Source organism: Streptomyces sp. NPDC048696 (assembly GCF_043198895.1).
Classification (GTDB): domain Bacteria; phylum Actinomycetota; class Actinomycetes; order Streptomycetales; family Streptomycetaceae; genus Streptomyces.
The window spans coordinates 40890-55388 of sequence record NZ_JBICVJ010000021.1; the positions used below are offsets into that span (position 1 = coordinate 40890).

The window sequence follows — 14499 nt, forward strand, 5'->3', positions numbered from 1 at the left end:
AGGTCTCCGGGGCAGAAAAGGCGTGGGTCACCCGACGGAGTCCAGGAGCCGGGCGGTGTGAACGCGTCCGGCGTACTCGACGAGCCGGATCAGAACCTCCTTTCCCGAGTCGCGATCGCGGGCGTCGCACAGCACAACGGGGGTACCTCGGTCCAGGTCGAGGGCCTGGGAGACCTCGTGGGCGCCGAAACTGCGCGCGCCCGCGAAGCAGTTGACAGCGACGACGAACGGGATACGGCGGTGCTCGAAGTAGTCGACTGCGGGGAAGCAGTCCTCCAAACGACGGGTATCGGCCAGAACCACCGCGCCGAGCGTTCCCTGCGAAAGCTCGTCCCACAGGAACCAGAAGCGGTCCTGTCCAGGAGTGCCGAACAGGTAGAGGGACAGCCCCGAGCGGATAGTGATCCGTCCGAAGTCCATAGCCACGGTGGTGGTCGTCTTGTGGTCGACGCCGCCTGTGTCGTCGACTGACTCGCCCGCCTCGCTGAGGACTTCTTCGGTGCGCAGTGGCCGAATTTCGCTGACCGCTCCGACGAGCGTGGTCTTGCCGACCCCGAATCCACCCGCGACCAGGATCTTCAACGCGAGGGCGGGGGTGGGGTCAGAGTGCTCGGAGGCCATCGATCACTTCTCTCAGGATCTTCTCGTCGGGTAGCAGCGCGGGCGGCACGGGCCGCCGCACGGTGATGTGACCGGCTTCCAGGAGGTCGCCGATGAGGACGCGGACGACCCCGACGGGCAGGTCGGAGTCGGCCGCGAGCTCGGCGAGGGACTGGGTTTCCGTCCGGCACAACGCGAGCAAGGAGCGATGTTCGGGCCCCAGCAAGGACTCCTCGGCGGCGCCCGGCGCGTCGGCTGCCACGGATACGAGGGCGATGAGGTCGAGCCCCGTTCCGCCGACGGCCGGTTCGGTGCGCCCGCCGGTCATGGCGTACGGACGCACCAACGGGCCCGCGTCCGCGTCGTACCAGCGGCTTCCTGCCGGTTTCGGAGCGGCTGCCTGATCGTCGGTCATGGGATGGGACGCCCTTGCCGTCCGGTCATCCAGCGGCCGACGGCCGCATGGTGTGCCGGGGTGGGGTGTGAAGGTGCTCGCCGACGCGCTTCACGAGGCGGGCCATCTCGTACGCGATCAGCCCGATGTCCGACGTGAGAGCGGTCAGTACGGCGAGGCACGAGCCGTCCCCGGCAGCGGCGACGAAGAGGAAACCTTCGTCCATCTCCACCATCGTCTGCCGCACACCTCCGGTGTGGAAATGGCGTCCGGCGCCCTTGGCGAGGCTGTGGAACCCGGAGGCGACGGCGGCGAGATGCTCGGCGTCCTCACGACCGAGGCCGGTGGACGCGCCGACGGCGAGCCCGTCATTGGAGAGCACAACTGCGTGCCGGACCTCACCGACCCGCACGACCAGGTCGTCGAGCAGCCAGTCGAGTTCCCCGGCGCGGTGCGGGGAGTCGAGCCTCTGGTGGTCGATCATGCGTGGTCTCCTTCGCTTGTGTCGTCATCTCTGGAGGCGCCATTCACGGGGGCCGTGCCGCTGTCGGCGCGCTCGGTGCCACCGGTCACTGCGGTGGTGCGCGGGGCGCCGCCGCGGGCCCAGCCGCCCATGTACGCGGTCATACGGTCGCGGACCAGTTCCGGGGTGCGTGTGTCGGCTTCGCCCATCGGGGGTTCCTCGGTGAGGGGTTCGCGCAGTTGGGGGGCCAGACTCGCCTGGCGTATACGGCGCGGAAGTCCTTCGCCGTGGCCGCTGTCTGGGGCGACCGTACGTGCACGTTGTCGGAGGGTGGCGACAGCGGGTGGTGGTGCCGGTGGAGCCACGGGCGATGGGGTCGCGCGCGTGGACGCGGTATCGGGCCGGGCAACCAAGGTCGGTCGGGGTGGGGTGGGCGCGGAGATGGCGGGCGCGACGGTGTGTTCCGGCGCGAGGTCTGTCATCGCCGTGGGCGCCGCCTGGTCGTCGTGCTGGGCGGATGACGACCGGGTGGCGCCCCCGGCGACAGCGTCTCGGTCAAGTCGCCGGGCCGTGTGGTGCGCCAGGTGCGTGGCGACGGTGAGGGCGCTGTCCAACAGCCCTGTCGGCAGGAGGACAACAGCGGTCGTGCCGCCGTACGGCGAGGCTTGCAAGTGGACCTTGATGCCGTGCCGTGCCGCGAGGCGGCTGACGACGAAGAGGCCGAGCCGGTCGGTGTCGAAGAGGTGGACATCTTCGGAGTGCATAATCCGGTGGTTGGCCTCGTCAAGGCTCTCCCTGCCCATGCCCAGGCCCCGGTCCTCGATCTCCAGGGCGTATCCGTTGCCCACCGGCTCGCCGCTGACGCGCACTTTGGTGTGCGGTGGGGAGAACTGGGCTGCGTTTTCGACGAGTTCGGCGAGCAGGTGGGTGAGGTCGGCGACGGCTCCTCCGGTGACCGCCGCCTCCGGGAGCTGGCGTACCTCCACGCGCGCGTAGTCCTCAACTTCCGAGACGGCCGCCCGTACGACGCTGGTGAGGGGAACGGGCACGCTCCACGCCCGACCGGGGGCGGCGCCGGACAGGATGATCAGGCTTTCGGCATGACGACGCATCCGGGTGGTGAGATGGTCGAGCCGGAACAGATCACCCAGCTCACCGGGGTCCTCGGCGCGGCGCTCCATGCTGTCGAGCAGATTGAGCTGACGGTGGACGAGAACCTGACTGCGCCGGGCCAGGTTGACGAAGACTCCGGAGATGCCACTCGCCAGTTCGGCGCGTTCCGCAGCGGCGGCCAGGGCTGCCCGGTGGACCGTGCCGAGTGCCTCCCCGACCTGCCCGATCTCGTCCGCGGACACCGGTCCTCGGGGCGCCTCGGACTCGACGTCGAGGTCTTCCCCCGCCCTCAACCGGTCCATGGCGGCCGGCAGTTTGCGCCGGGCGATCTCCAGGGCGGTATTGCGGAGGCTGACGAGCTCGACGACCAGGCCACGGCCGATGCGTACGGAGATGACAAGAGAGGCGGCGACTGCGACGAGGCCGAAGAGCACGGCCGCGCCGGCCGGGCTCATGAGGCCTCGCGCGAACGGATCGGCGCGGCCGACGACATCGCGCGCGGCGCCGCTCTCGATGTCGCGCATGCCCTTCTGGACGGTGCCGAGCGCGTCGTCCCACGACGACGCCGGGACAGCCTGGGCCGCGTCGTGACCGGGTGCGGCGACCGCCACCTTGTCCTCGGCAGTGCGGAGCGCGGCGTAGGCGGGCTGCTCGCCAAGGGTGTGCCATGCCGATCGTTCAGCACCGCTGAGGTCAGTGGTAGCGGCGTCGGTGAGAGTGCAGCGGGAGTCGACCGCACCGATGAACCTGGTGTGACGGGCGGCGGTGAACAGGTGCGTCAGCTGGGCGGAGGCGAGCAGCGCGTCCTCACGGGCGAGCATTTCGCCGGCGCGGGCGAACTCGTACACCACGCGCGCGTATGAGCCGACTTCGGAGTCCTGGATGCCGGTGAGAGAGCCGGTGACGTCGAAGGCCGAGGTGATGGTGTCGGTGTACTGCTGATAGGCGGTGTCCCAGTTCGCCTGATGATCCAGGATGTCGGTCCGCAGAGTCGAAAGTCCCTGAGCCCGGGCCACGAACTGCCGCAGTCGGCCGGCCGCGTCGCCGGGCACGTCCCCGGCGTCGGCGACAGTGTTCCTCTCCCCCAGGCGGAGTCGTCCGATCGCGCGGTCCGTCCGCTTGGCTTGCAGGGCCAGCGCGGCCGAACGGTCGTCGGCGGGTGCGGCCAAGTAACTCACCGCGGCTCGCCGTTCCGCCTGAAGTTCCGTGATGGCGGCGGCCATCGGTGTGCGGACCTGCTCGTCGACGCGGCGAAGGTCACGTAGTGCGGAGACGTCCCGCGCGGTCGTGACGGTGGCGAATCCCCAGAGCGCGAGCAGCGAGACGACCGGAACCATCAGCAGAGAAACGATCTTGGCCCGGACCGTCGTCGGCTTCAGCCGTCCCCTCACCCAGGCACCGGGCCCGAACCCTTCGGACGGGTCCGCCCCGCCGAAGTGATCCGCGCCCGGATGTTCGTCCGCGGCGGGCGGGCCGGCGTGGGCACGCCGACCGCGGGCGGGTGATGGCGGAAGCGGCCGGGGGGCGGCGCCCGGAGCCTTGCGGGGTATACGCACGGATCGCCTCATTCACGGGAAACGGTTCAGCGTCGAGGGGAACGGTTCTGCAAAATTCCGAGGAACTTCCGTTCGGCGGACGGAACTTCGGCGCGGGACGGGCCGTTGTGAGAGTGGGTGGGTGAGGTAGGTGTGGCGCGGAAGGTGCACGGGGTCAGCTGTACGCGTCAGTTGGATGAGGGGGTGCCCGTGTCGACGTACGAGACGGCGGGATCGTCGGCTTCTGCGAACTCGGCGATGCGGTACGCCGTGCGTTCGCGGGCCGTCGGTGAGAGCGCGACGAAGGCCGAGGTGATGAAGAGGTAGGAGCCGAGACCGACAGCGAGGGGGAAGATGAACTGCATGGCCGTGGCTCCGGGCGGTGCGCCGCTGGACGGGGTGACGTGCACGCTCACCGCGATCATTCCGGTGTAATGCATGCTGCTGACGGCCGCGCCCATGACAAGGGCCGCGACGGCAACGGCGACAGGGGACTTGATGTTGAGTCCCGCCCATAGGGCGGCAGTGGCCGCGACGACGGCGATGACCACGGAAAGGCCCACGAGAACCGGGTCGTAGTGCACCTGGCCGTGCAAGCGAAGGGCCGCCATGCCGAGGTAGTGCATGCTGGCCACGCCGAGGCCGGTGGTGAGACCGCCCAGCAACAGGGCCCGGGTGCGGTCCTTGCCGTAGCCGACGGCGAAGACTCCGACGCCGACGACGACCATCGCGACGAGCAGACTGAGGAGGGTGAGCGGAACGTCGTAGTGGATGTCCGTGCCGGTGACAGCGAAACCGAGCATCGCCACGAAGTGCATGGTCCAGATGCCGGTACCGATCGCGGACGCGGCGGTGACGAGCCAGTTGCGCCGGGAGCGGCCGGTCGCACTGAGCGCCCGCACGGTGCAGCTCAGTCCAAGAGCCGATCCGATGCAAGCCATCACATACGACAGCACGGGGGTCAGCCAGCCGAAGGCGGCGTGGTCCAGGTGTCCCATGACCCCGGGACGGTAGTCCGGAAGGGGGCGCATGACTGGGGCCCATTTCGAAAGCTGTTGAAATTTGACACAAGTGCGCTACCGAACGATCGAGCAGGGTTCGAACGTGTGCATAGAGCGTAGGTTTCAGCCATCCACGCCAGGGTGGAGGGGACGCGCCAATGAGGGATCATGGACACATGACCGACGACCACAGGCACGTTCAGGAATTCTTCGGTGTTCGGGCCGCGGACTGGGACCGTCGTTTTCCGGACGACGGTCCGGCGTACGCGGCGGCTGTCGCGGAGCTGGGGCTGCGGGCCGGGGGTGCCGTGCTCGACGCCGGTTGCGGGACCGGCAGGGCGCTGCCGCCGCTGCGGGATGCGGTGGGCTCCACCGGCACGGTACTTGGCGTCGACCTGACGGCCGAGATGCTCGAAGCGGCGGTGCGGGCCGGGCGGGACCAGGCCGGACGGCTGCTGCTGGGCGATGTGGCACGGCTGCCGCTGCGGACGGGTTCGCTGGACGCGGTCTTCGGGGCGGGCCTGATCTCGCATCTGCCCGAACCCGGCGAGAACCTGCGGGAGTTGGCGCGAGTGGTGCGGCCGGGCGGGCAGCTGGCCCTCTTCCACCCCATCGGGCGCGCGGCCCTCGCCGCGCGCCAGGGACGGCAGATCACACCGGACGATCTGCGAGCGGAGCCGCAGCTTCGGCCGCTGCTCGCGGGGGCGGGATGGCGGTTGGTGTCATACGTGGACGAGGACTCGCGCTTCCTCGCGCTCGCGGTGCGCGAGGGATAGCACGAGGGGTGGGGGCGGACCGGGCGGGCCACCCCGTCCCGAGTGACGGTCAGCGTCGGTCGGCGATCGCCCGGACGAAGGCGTTCGGGTTGTCGAACATGATGTTGTGGCCCGCATTCGGCACGACCTCGACGTGGACACCCGAGGCGATGAGCTCGTCGCGGCCCGCCAGATCATCCTCGATGCCGCCGACCAGATAGGTACGGTCGATGGACAGCCCCATCAGCAGGTGGCGCATCGTGGGCTGGGTGCCGTGTACGAGCCCGACGGCCGTGCGGTGCAGGGCGAGCGGGTCGGCGAGCCGCATCGTCGCTGCCCACAGCGGGCCAATGCGGTCCAGGACTGCTGCGAACCCGCCGCCATGGACGAAGTCGTCCTCTGTGTATGTGGCGATCCCGCTGCTCCCGGCCATCGGGGTGGGATGGGGATCGAGGTTGGCCTCGGTGAGGACCAGCCGGGACACGAGGTCGGGGCGGCGGGCGGCCAGGACGATGGCGACCGCGCCGCCCATGCTGTGCCCTGCCACCTCGGCCCCGGTGGCGCCTGCGGCGTCGAGCGCGGCGGCGAGGGCGTCCGCGTGTTCCTCCAGGGTGTAGCCGAAGTCGGCCGGGCGGTCACTGATGCCGTGGCCGGGCAGGTCCACGAAGAGCTGCCTACGGGAGGCGAGTTCGGGGTCGGCGGCGATGTGGGCGTGGTAGATGGTCGAGGCCGAGCCCAGGCCGTGTACGTACACGAGGGGCGGCTTGGATCCGTCGGCCGCACTCGGCCGGTCGGACGCAGTCAGGTGGTCGGCCCCGCTCGGCCGGTCGGACGCAGTCGGGTGGTCGACCCTAGTCAGGTGGTCGAACCCGCTCGGCCGGTCGGACCCGCTCGAATGATCGGGCCAGCTCGAATCGTCCGGGCGCTTCAGTGCATCCGGCTCCGGGTCACGGAGGCCCGCACCTTCATGGCTCGCTCCCGCCGACTCCGTCCACCGGATCTGGCTGCCCCGCTTGTCGAACGCCGTCTGTCGCATGGCCCGCTCCCCCGTTCCGCCTGCTGACTGTGTCTGCGGTGCGACTATACATCGGCACCGATGTACTGCAATAGCGATGTACTCCGCGCGTACGGCAGAATGCGGGCATGCTTGAGCTCGCCATCCTGGGATTTCTGTACGAATCGCCGCTGCACGGCTATGAGCTGCGCAAACGCATCACCGCGCTGACCGGACACGTGCGGCCGGTCGCCGAGAGCACCCTCTATCCGGCGATCAAGCGGCTGGAGAAGGCCGGGTGGCTCGCGCGGGAGACACAGCCGGGGGCGGGGGCGGCGCCGCGCCATGTGCTCACGCTCACCGCCGAGGGCCGGGCGGAACTGGTGCGGCGGCTCGCCGAGCCGGAGCAGTTGGAGATCACGGACGAGAACCGGTGGTTCACCCTGCTGGCGTTTCTGCGGCACCTGCCCGAGCCGAAGCGGCAGGCGGCGGTACTGCGGCGGCGGTTGGGCTTCCTCGAAGAGCCGGCGAGCTTCTTCTACGACGGTGAACACCCGCTCGCGGCCGAGGAGTTGGATGATCCGTTCCGGAGCGGAATCCTCATCGTGGCCCGGGCCACGAGTGCGGCCGAGCTGAAGTGGCTGCGGACCACGCTGCGTACGCTCGAATCGTGAACGGCCAGGCGGCAACGGTCGGGCGGAGGGGTTCGGGCGGGTGCCTCGCGGGCCCTTCTTTTGTCCGGCGTTCAACTCTACGTTGAGAAAGGACGTTTGGTGGGCATTTGATGGGCAACTTGTGAGAAGCACCCATGGGGAAGGCAGTCCGAATGTTTCGTATGTTCGGCAGAGGCCGGAAACCGGCGCGGCGTGAGCCCGCGCGGCAGCACAACATATTCGAGGCGGCGGCCATGTACGTCGCGGCCTGCGCGGACGACGACCAGGAAGCACTCGACGAAGTGGCCGGCTGGGTGTCACCCGAAGCGATGTCCTTCGGCGTACGGGAGCTGGCCTGCCGCGCGGTGATCACGCTGGCGCGTGAGCGCGACGAGTCGCCGCAGTCCGTCGCGCGGTCGCTGATGGGGCTGCCGGTCAGCTGACATTGCCCCATCGTGCCCGCCGCAACCGTCCGATCCCGGCTCACATCGGCTGATCCTGCCTGTTCCACCCGATCGTGACCGATCTCGTCGTGCGGCGGCTCCATGCCGTCTGAACTCGACTGTTGCCGCCTGTGGCGTCCAGAGCCGCAAACCCTCGACGATCGGCTTGTGGAGTAGCTATGGTGCGCCGACGAGCGATCCGAAGGGGTGGGTTCCGTGACCGGGACGGACGAGGCGGCGGCTGCCACAGCTGCGGCCGAGGCTGCCGTGACAGCCGATGAGGCGCTGTACGTACTCACGGCGGTGCTGCTGACGCCCGCGCAGTTCCCGAGTGTGCTCGGCGACGACTTCCCCGAGGCGTGTGCGGCACTCGGCCTCGAACCGTACGCGGGCGGGTACGGGATGGTCCTCGGCCAGGACGGAGCGGGCGCGCGCTGGACCGTGGTCGTCGACGACGTCTCGCTGGTCGCGGTCGCGATCGCCTCCTGGGACTGCGGGATGGAGTACGACCTGTCGCCGGACGAGCGTACGGTGGTCGCCGCGTTGCCCGGCTGGCCGCTGGAACTCGCGGTCGCCGCGCCGGGAGTCGCCCCGCCGCACGACCCGGAGCCCGAACCGGACGACGACGGCACGGTGCTGCCGCCGCTCACCCCGCCCGACACGAGTGTGTGGGGCGCCCCGCAGCGGCGCCTCGGCGCCGACGAGGTCGCGTTGCAGTGGGCGATGTGGCGGGAGCAGATCTCCGACGGCGGCGAGGCCGAGACGGCAAGCCCGGACGGCGAGGCCGAGGCGGCAAGCCCGGACGGCGAGGCGCAGGCGCCGGGCCCGGTCGGCGAAGCGGAGGCAGACCCTGCGGACGTCACAGCGGAGAAGGCGCCGGACGACGGCCGCCCGGACGCTGACTCCATATCGGTCGCCGCCGGGGACGACGTCACCGACGCCGACAGCCCACCGGCACCCGCCGACGCAACCGGCACCGCCACCGCCGACGCCCCCAACGACCTTCACGCGCGCGTAGAGCAAGTGCTCGCCGAGGTGCGGCAGTACCTCGACTCCCCTCCCCCGCTCGGGCGCGTGCGGTCGAACTTCGCGCCGGGCGGGGCGCGGATGCTGCGGGCCGATGGTCCGGGGTGGTCGATCGTCGCCAGGACCGACGACATCGCGTTCGTGCTGCTCGACGACGAGCCCGGCCAGGTGGTGCCGGTGGGGCGCGGACCGCAGCTGCCAGGGCTCCTCGAAGCCTTGGACGCCATGGCCGTGCGCCCATCCTGAGCGCCCACGCGCCGCCACGCGAACCGCCCCGCCGCTGGGCCTGTCAGCACACCTTCAGCACATGTCACCCCCGGTCGACCGGCTCGACCAGCAACGCCTCCATAGCCACGTCCGCGTCCGGATGGCGCCGGAGCGCGTCCAGTTCGGCCCGCCACGCCTCGTCCCACCGTGTCCGCACGCCCGCCGCCCGTACGAGCGCCAGGGCCAGCAGTCCGGCCGCCGGGGTGCCACGCTCGCGTAGCATCCGGGCCGTTCCACGCACGGTCTCGGTGGGGCGTTCCAGGGCGGAGCCGAGAGCGTACGAGTCGAGGTCGGGCATCCGGGCGGGGTGCCCCTCGATCAGGCGCAGCGCCCTCGCCCACTGCTCGGGCGCCGGGTCGTCGCGCCGGAGTGCCGCCAACGCGGCGTCCGTGGCGAGGCGCGCGGCGTCGCGGAGCAGACCGGCCTCTTCCAGCGCGGCCGACAGCCCAGAGACACGCTCTTCCGTGATGCTGTGGCCGTACCTCGAATCGAGCACGCTCGCACAGCTGTTGAGCCGTTGGAGGGCGGCCGCTCGCGACCCGGCGGCCCCCACCGCCGACTCCCGATCCGCATCCGCCCTGCCTCCGCGTACAAGGACGTCCAGCATCTCGCGCACCGCGTCACGCGTCGGCGGATCGGCCGCTGTGGCCAGGGTCGTCATCGCCGCGTACCACACCGTCCTCGGCCGGACCGGGGCGACTGCGGCTTCGCCGAGTGCCCGGGCGGCGTCGGTGATCACCTCGGTCTCGCCGACGATCCTGCCGTAGAGGGCACCACAGGCGGCACCCGCCGCGTCGTCCTCGCCGTCGCGCACGAGGCGGGTGAGGAAGGTGAGATACGTGGGAGATGTGGTGGTCCGAGTGATGACCGCCTCACGAATCGCCGGTTCCCCGGCGCCCTCGACGAGCCGTACGGCGATGTCCTCGCGCTCCACGTGCCGCAGCAGGAAGGGCGCGATCGCCGCCCGTACGTCGCGGTGTTGATGCGGCTGGTCCCAGGCGGCGAGCAGTGTGCCGTCGGCGGCCGAACCACCGACGACACCCAGGATGCGGGCGGCCTCCTTGCGTGAGCCGATCGGTGAGGAGGGCGAGTTGAGGAGGAGACCCAGGAGCCGGACGGCGTCGCCGTCGGGGGCTTCGGACAGGAGGGCGCGCACGGAGGCGACGGCGGCTCGGCCCCGCACGCCGCCCGTTCCGGCGTGCCGCAGCAAGGTGTCGAGGAGTTCCGGGGTCGCCGGGCCCGTTTCACCGAGGGCGGTGAGGGCTGCGGCCGCCACGGGCTGGGGCGCGTGCTCGGCGAGGGCATGAAGGTGTCGCAGGTGCAGGGGTGAGCGGAGGCAGGCGGCCGCGTCGGCGCGGGCCCGTATCGGCTCGCGCTCGTCCGTGGCGATGGCCGCCAGCACGTCGTACCACGCCCGGCGTTGACTCGGCTGCCAGCGCCCCGTGGCGCCGGCTCGCAGCCGTGGCACCCAGGCACCACCCCTCGGCCGGACCCTGCCGCGCACCCCCCGGTCGCCTCCGGCCCGCACCGCCGCGAGGACGGCGTCGAGCAGATCCGTGCGGCGTTCGCCGATCGTCACCAGCACCTCGGGAACGGTGGCGAAGGACGGATCGGCGGCGATCAGCTGGGCACAGCGCTCCTCCCTGACGGCCGTCGGCGTGATCCACACAGCTGCCGCGCACGCCGCCACCTCGGGGTCCTCGTCCTCCAGTGCCGTACGCCTCATCAGGGCGTCGGCCTCGGGCAGCTCGGTGAGAAGGGGGGCGAGGAGCGCGGCGAGCGCGATGGGCAGGCCCGGGCTCTCGGCGGCTGCCGAGCCCGTCTCCGCCCATCGCGCCCATATGTGCCGCGCCGTCGGGAGATCGACGTTCAGCGGACGGTACGAGCCCGTGTGGCGGGGATCGGTCACCACCCGGCAGAGCAGTACGGCGGCGCACGCGGCACGCGCCCGGTCGCCTCGGGCGGCGGCGCTCTCGGCGGTCCGGCGCAGCAGCAGCGCGGCGGGGGCCAGGGTCGCCGCCGTGGAGTCGCGGGACTGCACAACCGTCATGGTGACGTCTCGCAAGACCTGCTCGGGGACGGCGTGCAGCAGCCTCGCCGCCGTTCCCGCCAGTTGCTGGAGGGTGTGGCGACGCACCTCCTCCTGATCGTGCCAAGCCCGCTCGCAGCTCAGGGCGATCCGTGCGAACTCCGCCGGATCACCGCCGAGTTCCGCACAGGCCAGCAGTACGGGCCAGGCGAGCGCCCGATGGTGGGCGCGGTGTTGCGCGGCCTGTTCCCGCAGGACGGGTTCGGCGGCCGCGAGCGGCAGGGTGACGGCGAGCGCGGCGTGGCGGGTGGGGCGCCGCTTCCAGCGTTCCAGCCACGCGTCGGCGAATTCGGCACGGTCCGCCGGATCGAGGGCGGCGAGCGCGGACGGCAGCAGATCGCGCCCACGGGGACGACGGGCGCGCTCGGCCACCAGCCGCCGCCGTTCGCCCGACGGCAGCAAGGACAGCAGCGGATCGGCGGCCACCTCCAGCCGTCCTGGACCGCGCGACCGGCCCCCTGCGCTCGGGCACCGGGTCGCCAGTTCCACCAGGTCGGACTCGGGCAGGGCGCGCAGAGCAGCGACCGCCGTCGGCGCCAACGGGCCGGGTGGCATGGCCAGTTCGAAAGGCCTGTCCCCGTCATCGGGCGGGAGGGACGCAAGCGTACGGAGGGTGTCGAGGAGTTCGGCGGGGCATCGCAGGAGGGCGGCGGCGGCCCGTTCCCCTATGAGGCGGGGCGCGTTCCGCAGCAGACGCAGTCCCGCCATCGGGTCGCGCTCCGCGACGACGGCGGCGACGAGCTTGCGCCGCATCGCATGGCGGCGGACATACGGACCGCCCGCCCATTGGCCGTACTCCCTGCTCAGCAGCACCGCGACGGCGGCGGGCGCGGTGCGCGCGAGCGAGGACAGGACGCCGTCCGGAGCACCGGTCCTGGGCAGCCAGCGGTCGACCACGCACGCGGAGCAGGCGGTGAGCAGTCGGGCCGCCCGGAGCACCGTGGCGTTCGTACACCTCGGGAAGGAGCCGGTCGGCGAGGTGCCTGCGGCGGCTGAGCCGAAGTACCTGGTACGTGGAATGGCGGACTGCGGGGATGTCACTCAACACGAGGCCCGTGAGGGCCTGTTCGGGCACGGGCAGGCGGATGGCCGCGGCGAGCGCGCGGCGCCGGAGCACCGGGTCGTCGAGTGCGGCCACCACGGCGTCGAGGTCGCGGCGGGCGGCGGCGAGGAAGAGTCCGGTGTGCCGTTCGTACTGGTCACCGGCGTCGAGCGCGCGGTGCAGGGTGGCGTAGGCATCGGGGGTGAGAGCCCGCGCGTACCGCGCGAGGGCGGGCATCCGGGCCGGGAACGGCAGGGAGCCGAAGTGCGTGCTGATCCACTCGGGAGTCAGCGGCTGGGGCGGGGTGGAGTGGGCCATCAGCGATCACCGTGGGATCGGACGGCCTCCTTTCGGATCATCATGCGTACGATCCTGGCAGCCCCTGGATCACGGGCGCAACGTAATTACGGGTACGCCGGGACCCGTTCGCGTACGCCGGGGAACGTCTTGGAACCCGGTGGACCGGATGTGTCGGACGGTCTGGATGGTTTACGGGAGGAGCGCGCATGGCTGGTGAGGGTGATGTGGGCGGGTTCGGCGGTGAAGTGGTGTGCCGTCCGGTGGCCCGGGTCGTCGGCGGACGCGTGGAAGTGGTCGACGACCACTGGGGCGGTGAGTCGGCGGTTATCCGGCTCGATGCCGAACAGTTCGGTCCCGACGCGCTGTTCGGGCTCGCGGACTTCTCGCATCTGGAAGTCGTGTACCACTTCGACCGGGTGGCGCCCGAGAAGATCGAGTCGGGGGCCCGGCACCCGCGCGGCAACCCCGAGTGGCCGCTCGTCGGGATCTTCGCACAGCGCGGCAAGAACCGGCCGAACCGGCTCGGGGTCTCGCGCTGCCGGCTCGTGAAGGTCGACGGGCTCGACGTGCATGTGACCGGCCTCGACGCGGTGGACGGCACGCCGGTGCTGGACATCAAGCCGTACATGGCGGAGTTCGGACCGCGCGGTGAGACGGTCCAGCCGGTCTGGTCGGCGGAGCTGATGCGGGATTACTACGCGGGTGGGGCGGGGACGGAAAGCGACTGAGGCATCCGCCTGGCCTCCCGTCCCGCTGGAGCTCGCCCGGACTCAGACCCGTTCGAGCGGGCGGTGGGGCTCCGCCGGGAGCTCCACCTCGATCGGGTCCCCGGGCCGGACCACGCCGCCCGCCCGGACCACGCTCATGATCCCGGCCTTGCGCACGACGGTGCCTGTCTCGTCACGACCGACGACCTGCTTGAGCAGACCGTTCTGGAAGTTGTCGATCTGCGCGCACGGGTTGCGCAGTCCGGTGATCTCGACGACCGCCTCCGCGCCGAGGCGCAGCAGCGTGCCGGTGGGCAGGGCGAGCAGGTCGAGGCCGCCCGTGGTGATGTTCTCGCCGAGCTGGCCGGGGCGGACCTCGAAGCCCTTCTCGGCCACTTCACCGAACAGCTCCTCATGGATGAGGTGGACCTGGCGCAGGTTCGGCTGAGTGGGGTCCTGGGCCACCCGGGAGCGGTGCTTGACTGTCACGCCCGCATGGACGTCGCCTTCCACGCCGAGGCCGGGGAGCAGCGTGATGCTGTCCCTGTTCGGCTTGGTGAACGCGTACTCGCCGTTGCTGCTGACCGCTGTGACCGTTGCGCCCATCTCGCGGACCCCCTTGCCTGCCGTGCCGTCGATCACCTCGACCCTATCCCGGCGCGGTCGCGAGCCGTCCGGGCGGTCGGGGGGCCTCCCGGACGGTCTCAGCAGGTCAGCGGCCCAGTTCCTTGCGGCTGATGCGGCGCAGCCGGCGGCGCTGGCTCGGGTCCAGCAGCAGATAGGCCACGACGGGCACCCCTATGAGCACCAGCAGCGCCTGCAGGAATCCGATCAGCGGGATCAGAATGAGTCCCACCACCACTCCACCGGCGGCGATCATCGCGCGCTTCGACATGTCCGTCGCCTCCTTCGCGGCCGCTGCTGCCGCCGCTCTCTGTCCGGGGAACGTGCGGGAATCGCCCCTGGTTCCGCCGCCCGGCATCCGATTGCGGACAGATGTCCACAATCGCCGTCCGCACCGCACACCGGCTTTCCGCTTCCCCTGTCTGCTTCCACTATGCGGCGCGCACCCGACGTAGGGACTCCTCCGTGAGGACGAGGACCCGAGCGCGAGCCC

General features: G+C 71.1%; 14 protein-coding genes. 5 read left to right on the forward strand and 9 right to left on the reverse strand.

Annotation, left to right across the window (positions count from 1 at the left end; translation table 11 throughout):
- Window positions 1-27 precede the first annotated feature (27 nt).
- The 5 genes from ACGFRG_RS32090 to ACGFRG_RS32110 all read right to left on the reverse strand — a co-directional run bounded on the left by ACGFRG_RS32090 (window position 28) and on the right by ACGFRG_RS32110 (window position 5103).
- On the reverse strand, window positions 28-621 hold the full coding sequence (locus tag ACGFRG_RS32090; protein WP_393269630.1) for an ATP/GTP-binding protein: 594 nt from the start codon (window positions 619-621) through the stop codon (window positions 28-30).
- Window positions 602-1015: a DUF742 domain-containing protein gene (locus ACGFRG_RS32095; RefSeq protein ID WP_361430859.1), complete on the reverse strand. Its 414-nt coding sequence runs from the start codon at window positions 1013-1015 to the stop codon at window positions 602-604. Before ACGFRG_RS32095 ends, ACGFRG_RS32090 begins: the two co-directional genes overlap by 20 nt.
- A 25-nt stretch (window positions 1016-1040) precedes the next feature.
- Entirely contained in the window at window positions 1041-1478 is a 438-nt protein-coding gene (locus ACGFRG_RS32100) for a roadblock/LC7 domain-containing protein (RefSeq protein WP_361430861.1), read from the reverse strand.
- The gene (locus tag ACGFRG_RS32105; RefSeq protein WP_393269633.1) at window positions 1475-4126 is read right to left on the reverse strand and encodes a nitrate- and nitrite sensing domain-containing protein; all 2652 of its coding nucleotides are present in this window, start codon (window positions 4124-4126) and stop codon (window positions 1475-1477) included. The genes ACGFRG_RS32100 and ACGFRG_RS32105 overlap by 4 nt, the downstream gene beginning before the upstream one ends.
- A 167-nt stretch (window positions 4127-4293) precedes the next feature.
- The gene (locus ACGFRG_RS32110; RefSeq protein ID WP_361430863.1) at window positions 4294-5103 is read right to left on the reverse strand and encodes an MHYT domain-containing protein; all 810 of its coding nucleotides are present in this window, start codon (window positions 5101-5103) and stop codon (window positions 4294-4296) included.
- A 179-nt stretch (window positions 5104-5282) separates the two neighbouring features.
- Between ACGFRG_RS32110 and ACGFRG_RS32115 the strand changes: the two genes are divergently transcribed.
- Window positions 5283-5882 carry a class I SAM-dependent methyltransferase gene (locus tag ACGFRG_RS32115; protein WP_361430864.1) on the forward strand — a complete coding sequence of 200 codons (600 nt, stop codon included), beginning with the start codon at window positions 5283-5285 and terminating at the stop codon, window positions 5880-5882.
- Between the two features lie 49 nt (window positions 5883-5931).
- Here the strand turns inward: ACGFRG_RS32115 and ACGFRG_RS32120 are convergent, their stop codons facing one another.
- Window positions 5932-6666, reverse strand: coding sequence for an alpha/beta fold hydrolase (locus ACGFRG_RS32120; RefSeq protein ID WP_393269737.1), 735 nt, complete (start codon window positions 6664-6666; stop codon window positions 5932-5934).
- 338 nt (window positions 6667-7004) lie between these two features.
- Here ACGFRG_RS32120 and ACGFRG_RS32125 point away from each other — a divergent pair, with 338 nt between their 5' ends.
- From ACGFRG_RS32125 to ACGFRG_RS32135, 3 genes are all read left to right on the forward strand, one after another.
- Window positions 7005-7529: a PadR family transcriptional regulator gene (locus ACGFRG_RS32125; protein ID WP_361430865.1), complete on the forward strand. Its 525-nt coding sequence runs from the start codon at window positions 7005-7007 to the stop codon at window positions 7527-7529.
- A 152-nt stretch (window positions 7530-7681) separates the two neighbouring features.
- Window positions 7682-7951 carry a hypothetical protein gene (locus ACGFRG_RS32130; RefSeq protein ID WP_393269637.1) on the forward strand — a complete coding sequence of 90 codons (270 nt, stop codon included), beginning with the start codon at window positions 7682-7684 and terminating at the stop codon, window positions 7949-7951.
- A 216-nt stretch (window positions 7952-8167) separates the two neighbouring features.
- Window positions 8168-9223, forward strand: coding sequence for a hypothetical protein (locus tag ACGFRG_RS32135; protein WP_393269640.1), 1056 nt, complete (start codon window positions 8168-8170; stop codon window positions 9221-9223).
- Window positions 9224-9287: 64 nt separating this feature from the next.
- Here the strand turns inward: ACGFRG_RS32135 and ACGFRG_RS32140 are convergent, their stop codons facing one another.
- Window positions 9288-12272: a hypothetical protein gene (locus tag ACGFRG_RS32140; RefSeq protein WP_393269641.1), complete on the reverse strand. Its 2985-nt coding sequence runs from the start codon at window positions 12270-12272 to the stop codon at window positions 9288-9290.
- Between the two features lie 609 nt (window positions 12273-12881).
- Between ACGFRG_RS32140 and ACGFRG_RS32145 the strand changes: the two genes are divergently transcribed.
- A complete protein-coding gene (locus ACGFRG_RS32145) occupies window positions 12882-13403 on the forward strand; it encodes an SAM-dependent methyltransferase (protein ID WP_361430871.1) in 522 nt (173 codons plus the stop codon).
- A 42-nt stretch (window positions 13404-13445) separates the two neighbouring features.
- Here ACGFRG_RS32145 and ACGFRG_RS32150 read toward each other — a convergent pair whose 3' ends face one another.
- Together ACGFRG_RS32150 and ACGFRG_RS32155 are read right to left on the reverse strand one after the other, a co-directional pair.
- Window positions 13446-13988, reverse strand: a complete 543-nt coding sequence (locus ACGFRG_RS32150; RefSeq protein WP_361430873.1) for an MOSC domain-containing protein — start codon at window positions 13986-13988, stop codon at window positions 13446-13448.
- Between the two features lie 106 nt (window positions 13989-14094).
- On the reverse strand, window positions 14095-14277 hold the full coding sequence (locus tag ACGFRG_RS32155) for a hypothetical protein (protein ID WP_361430874.1): 183 nt from the start codon (window positions 14275-14277) through the stop codon (window positions 14095-14097).
- Between the last annotated feature and the right edge of the window lie 222 nt (window positions 14278-14499).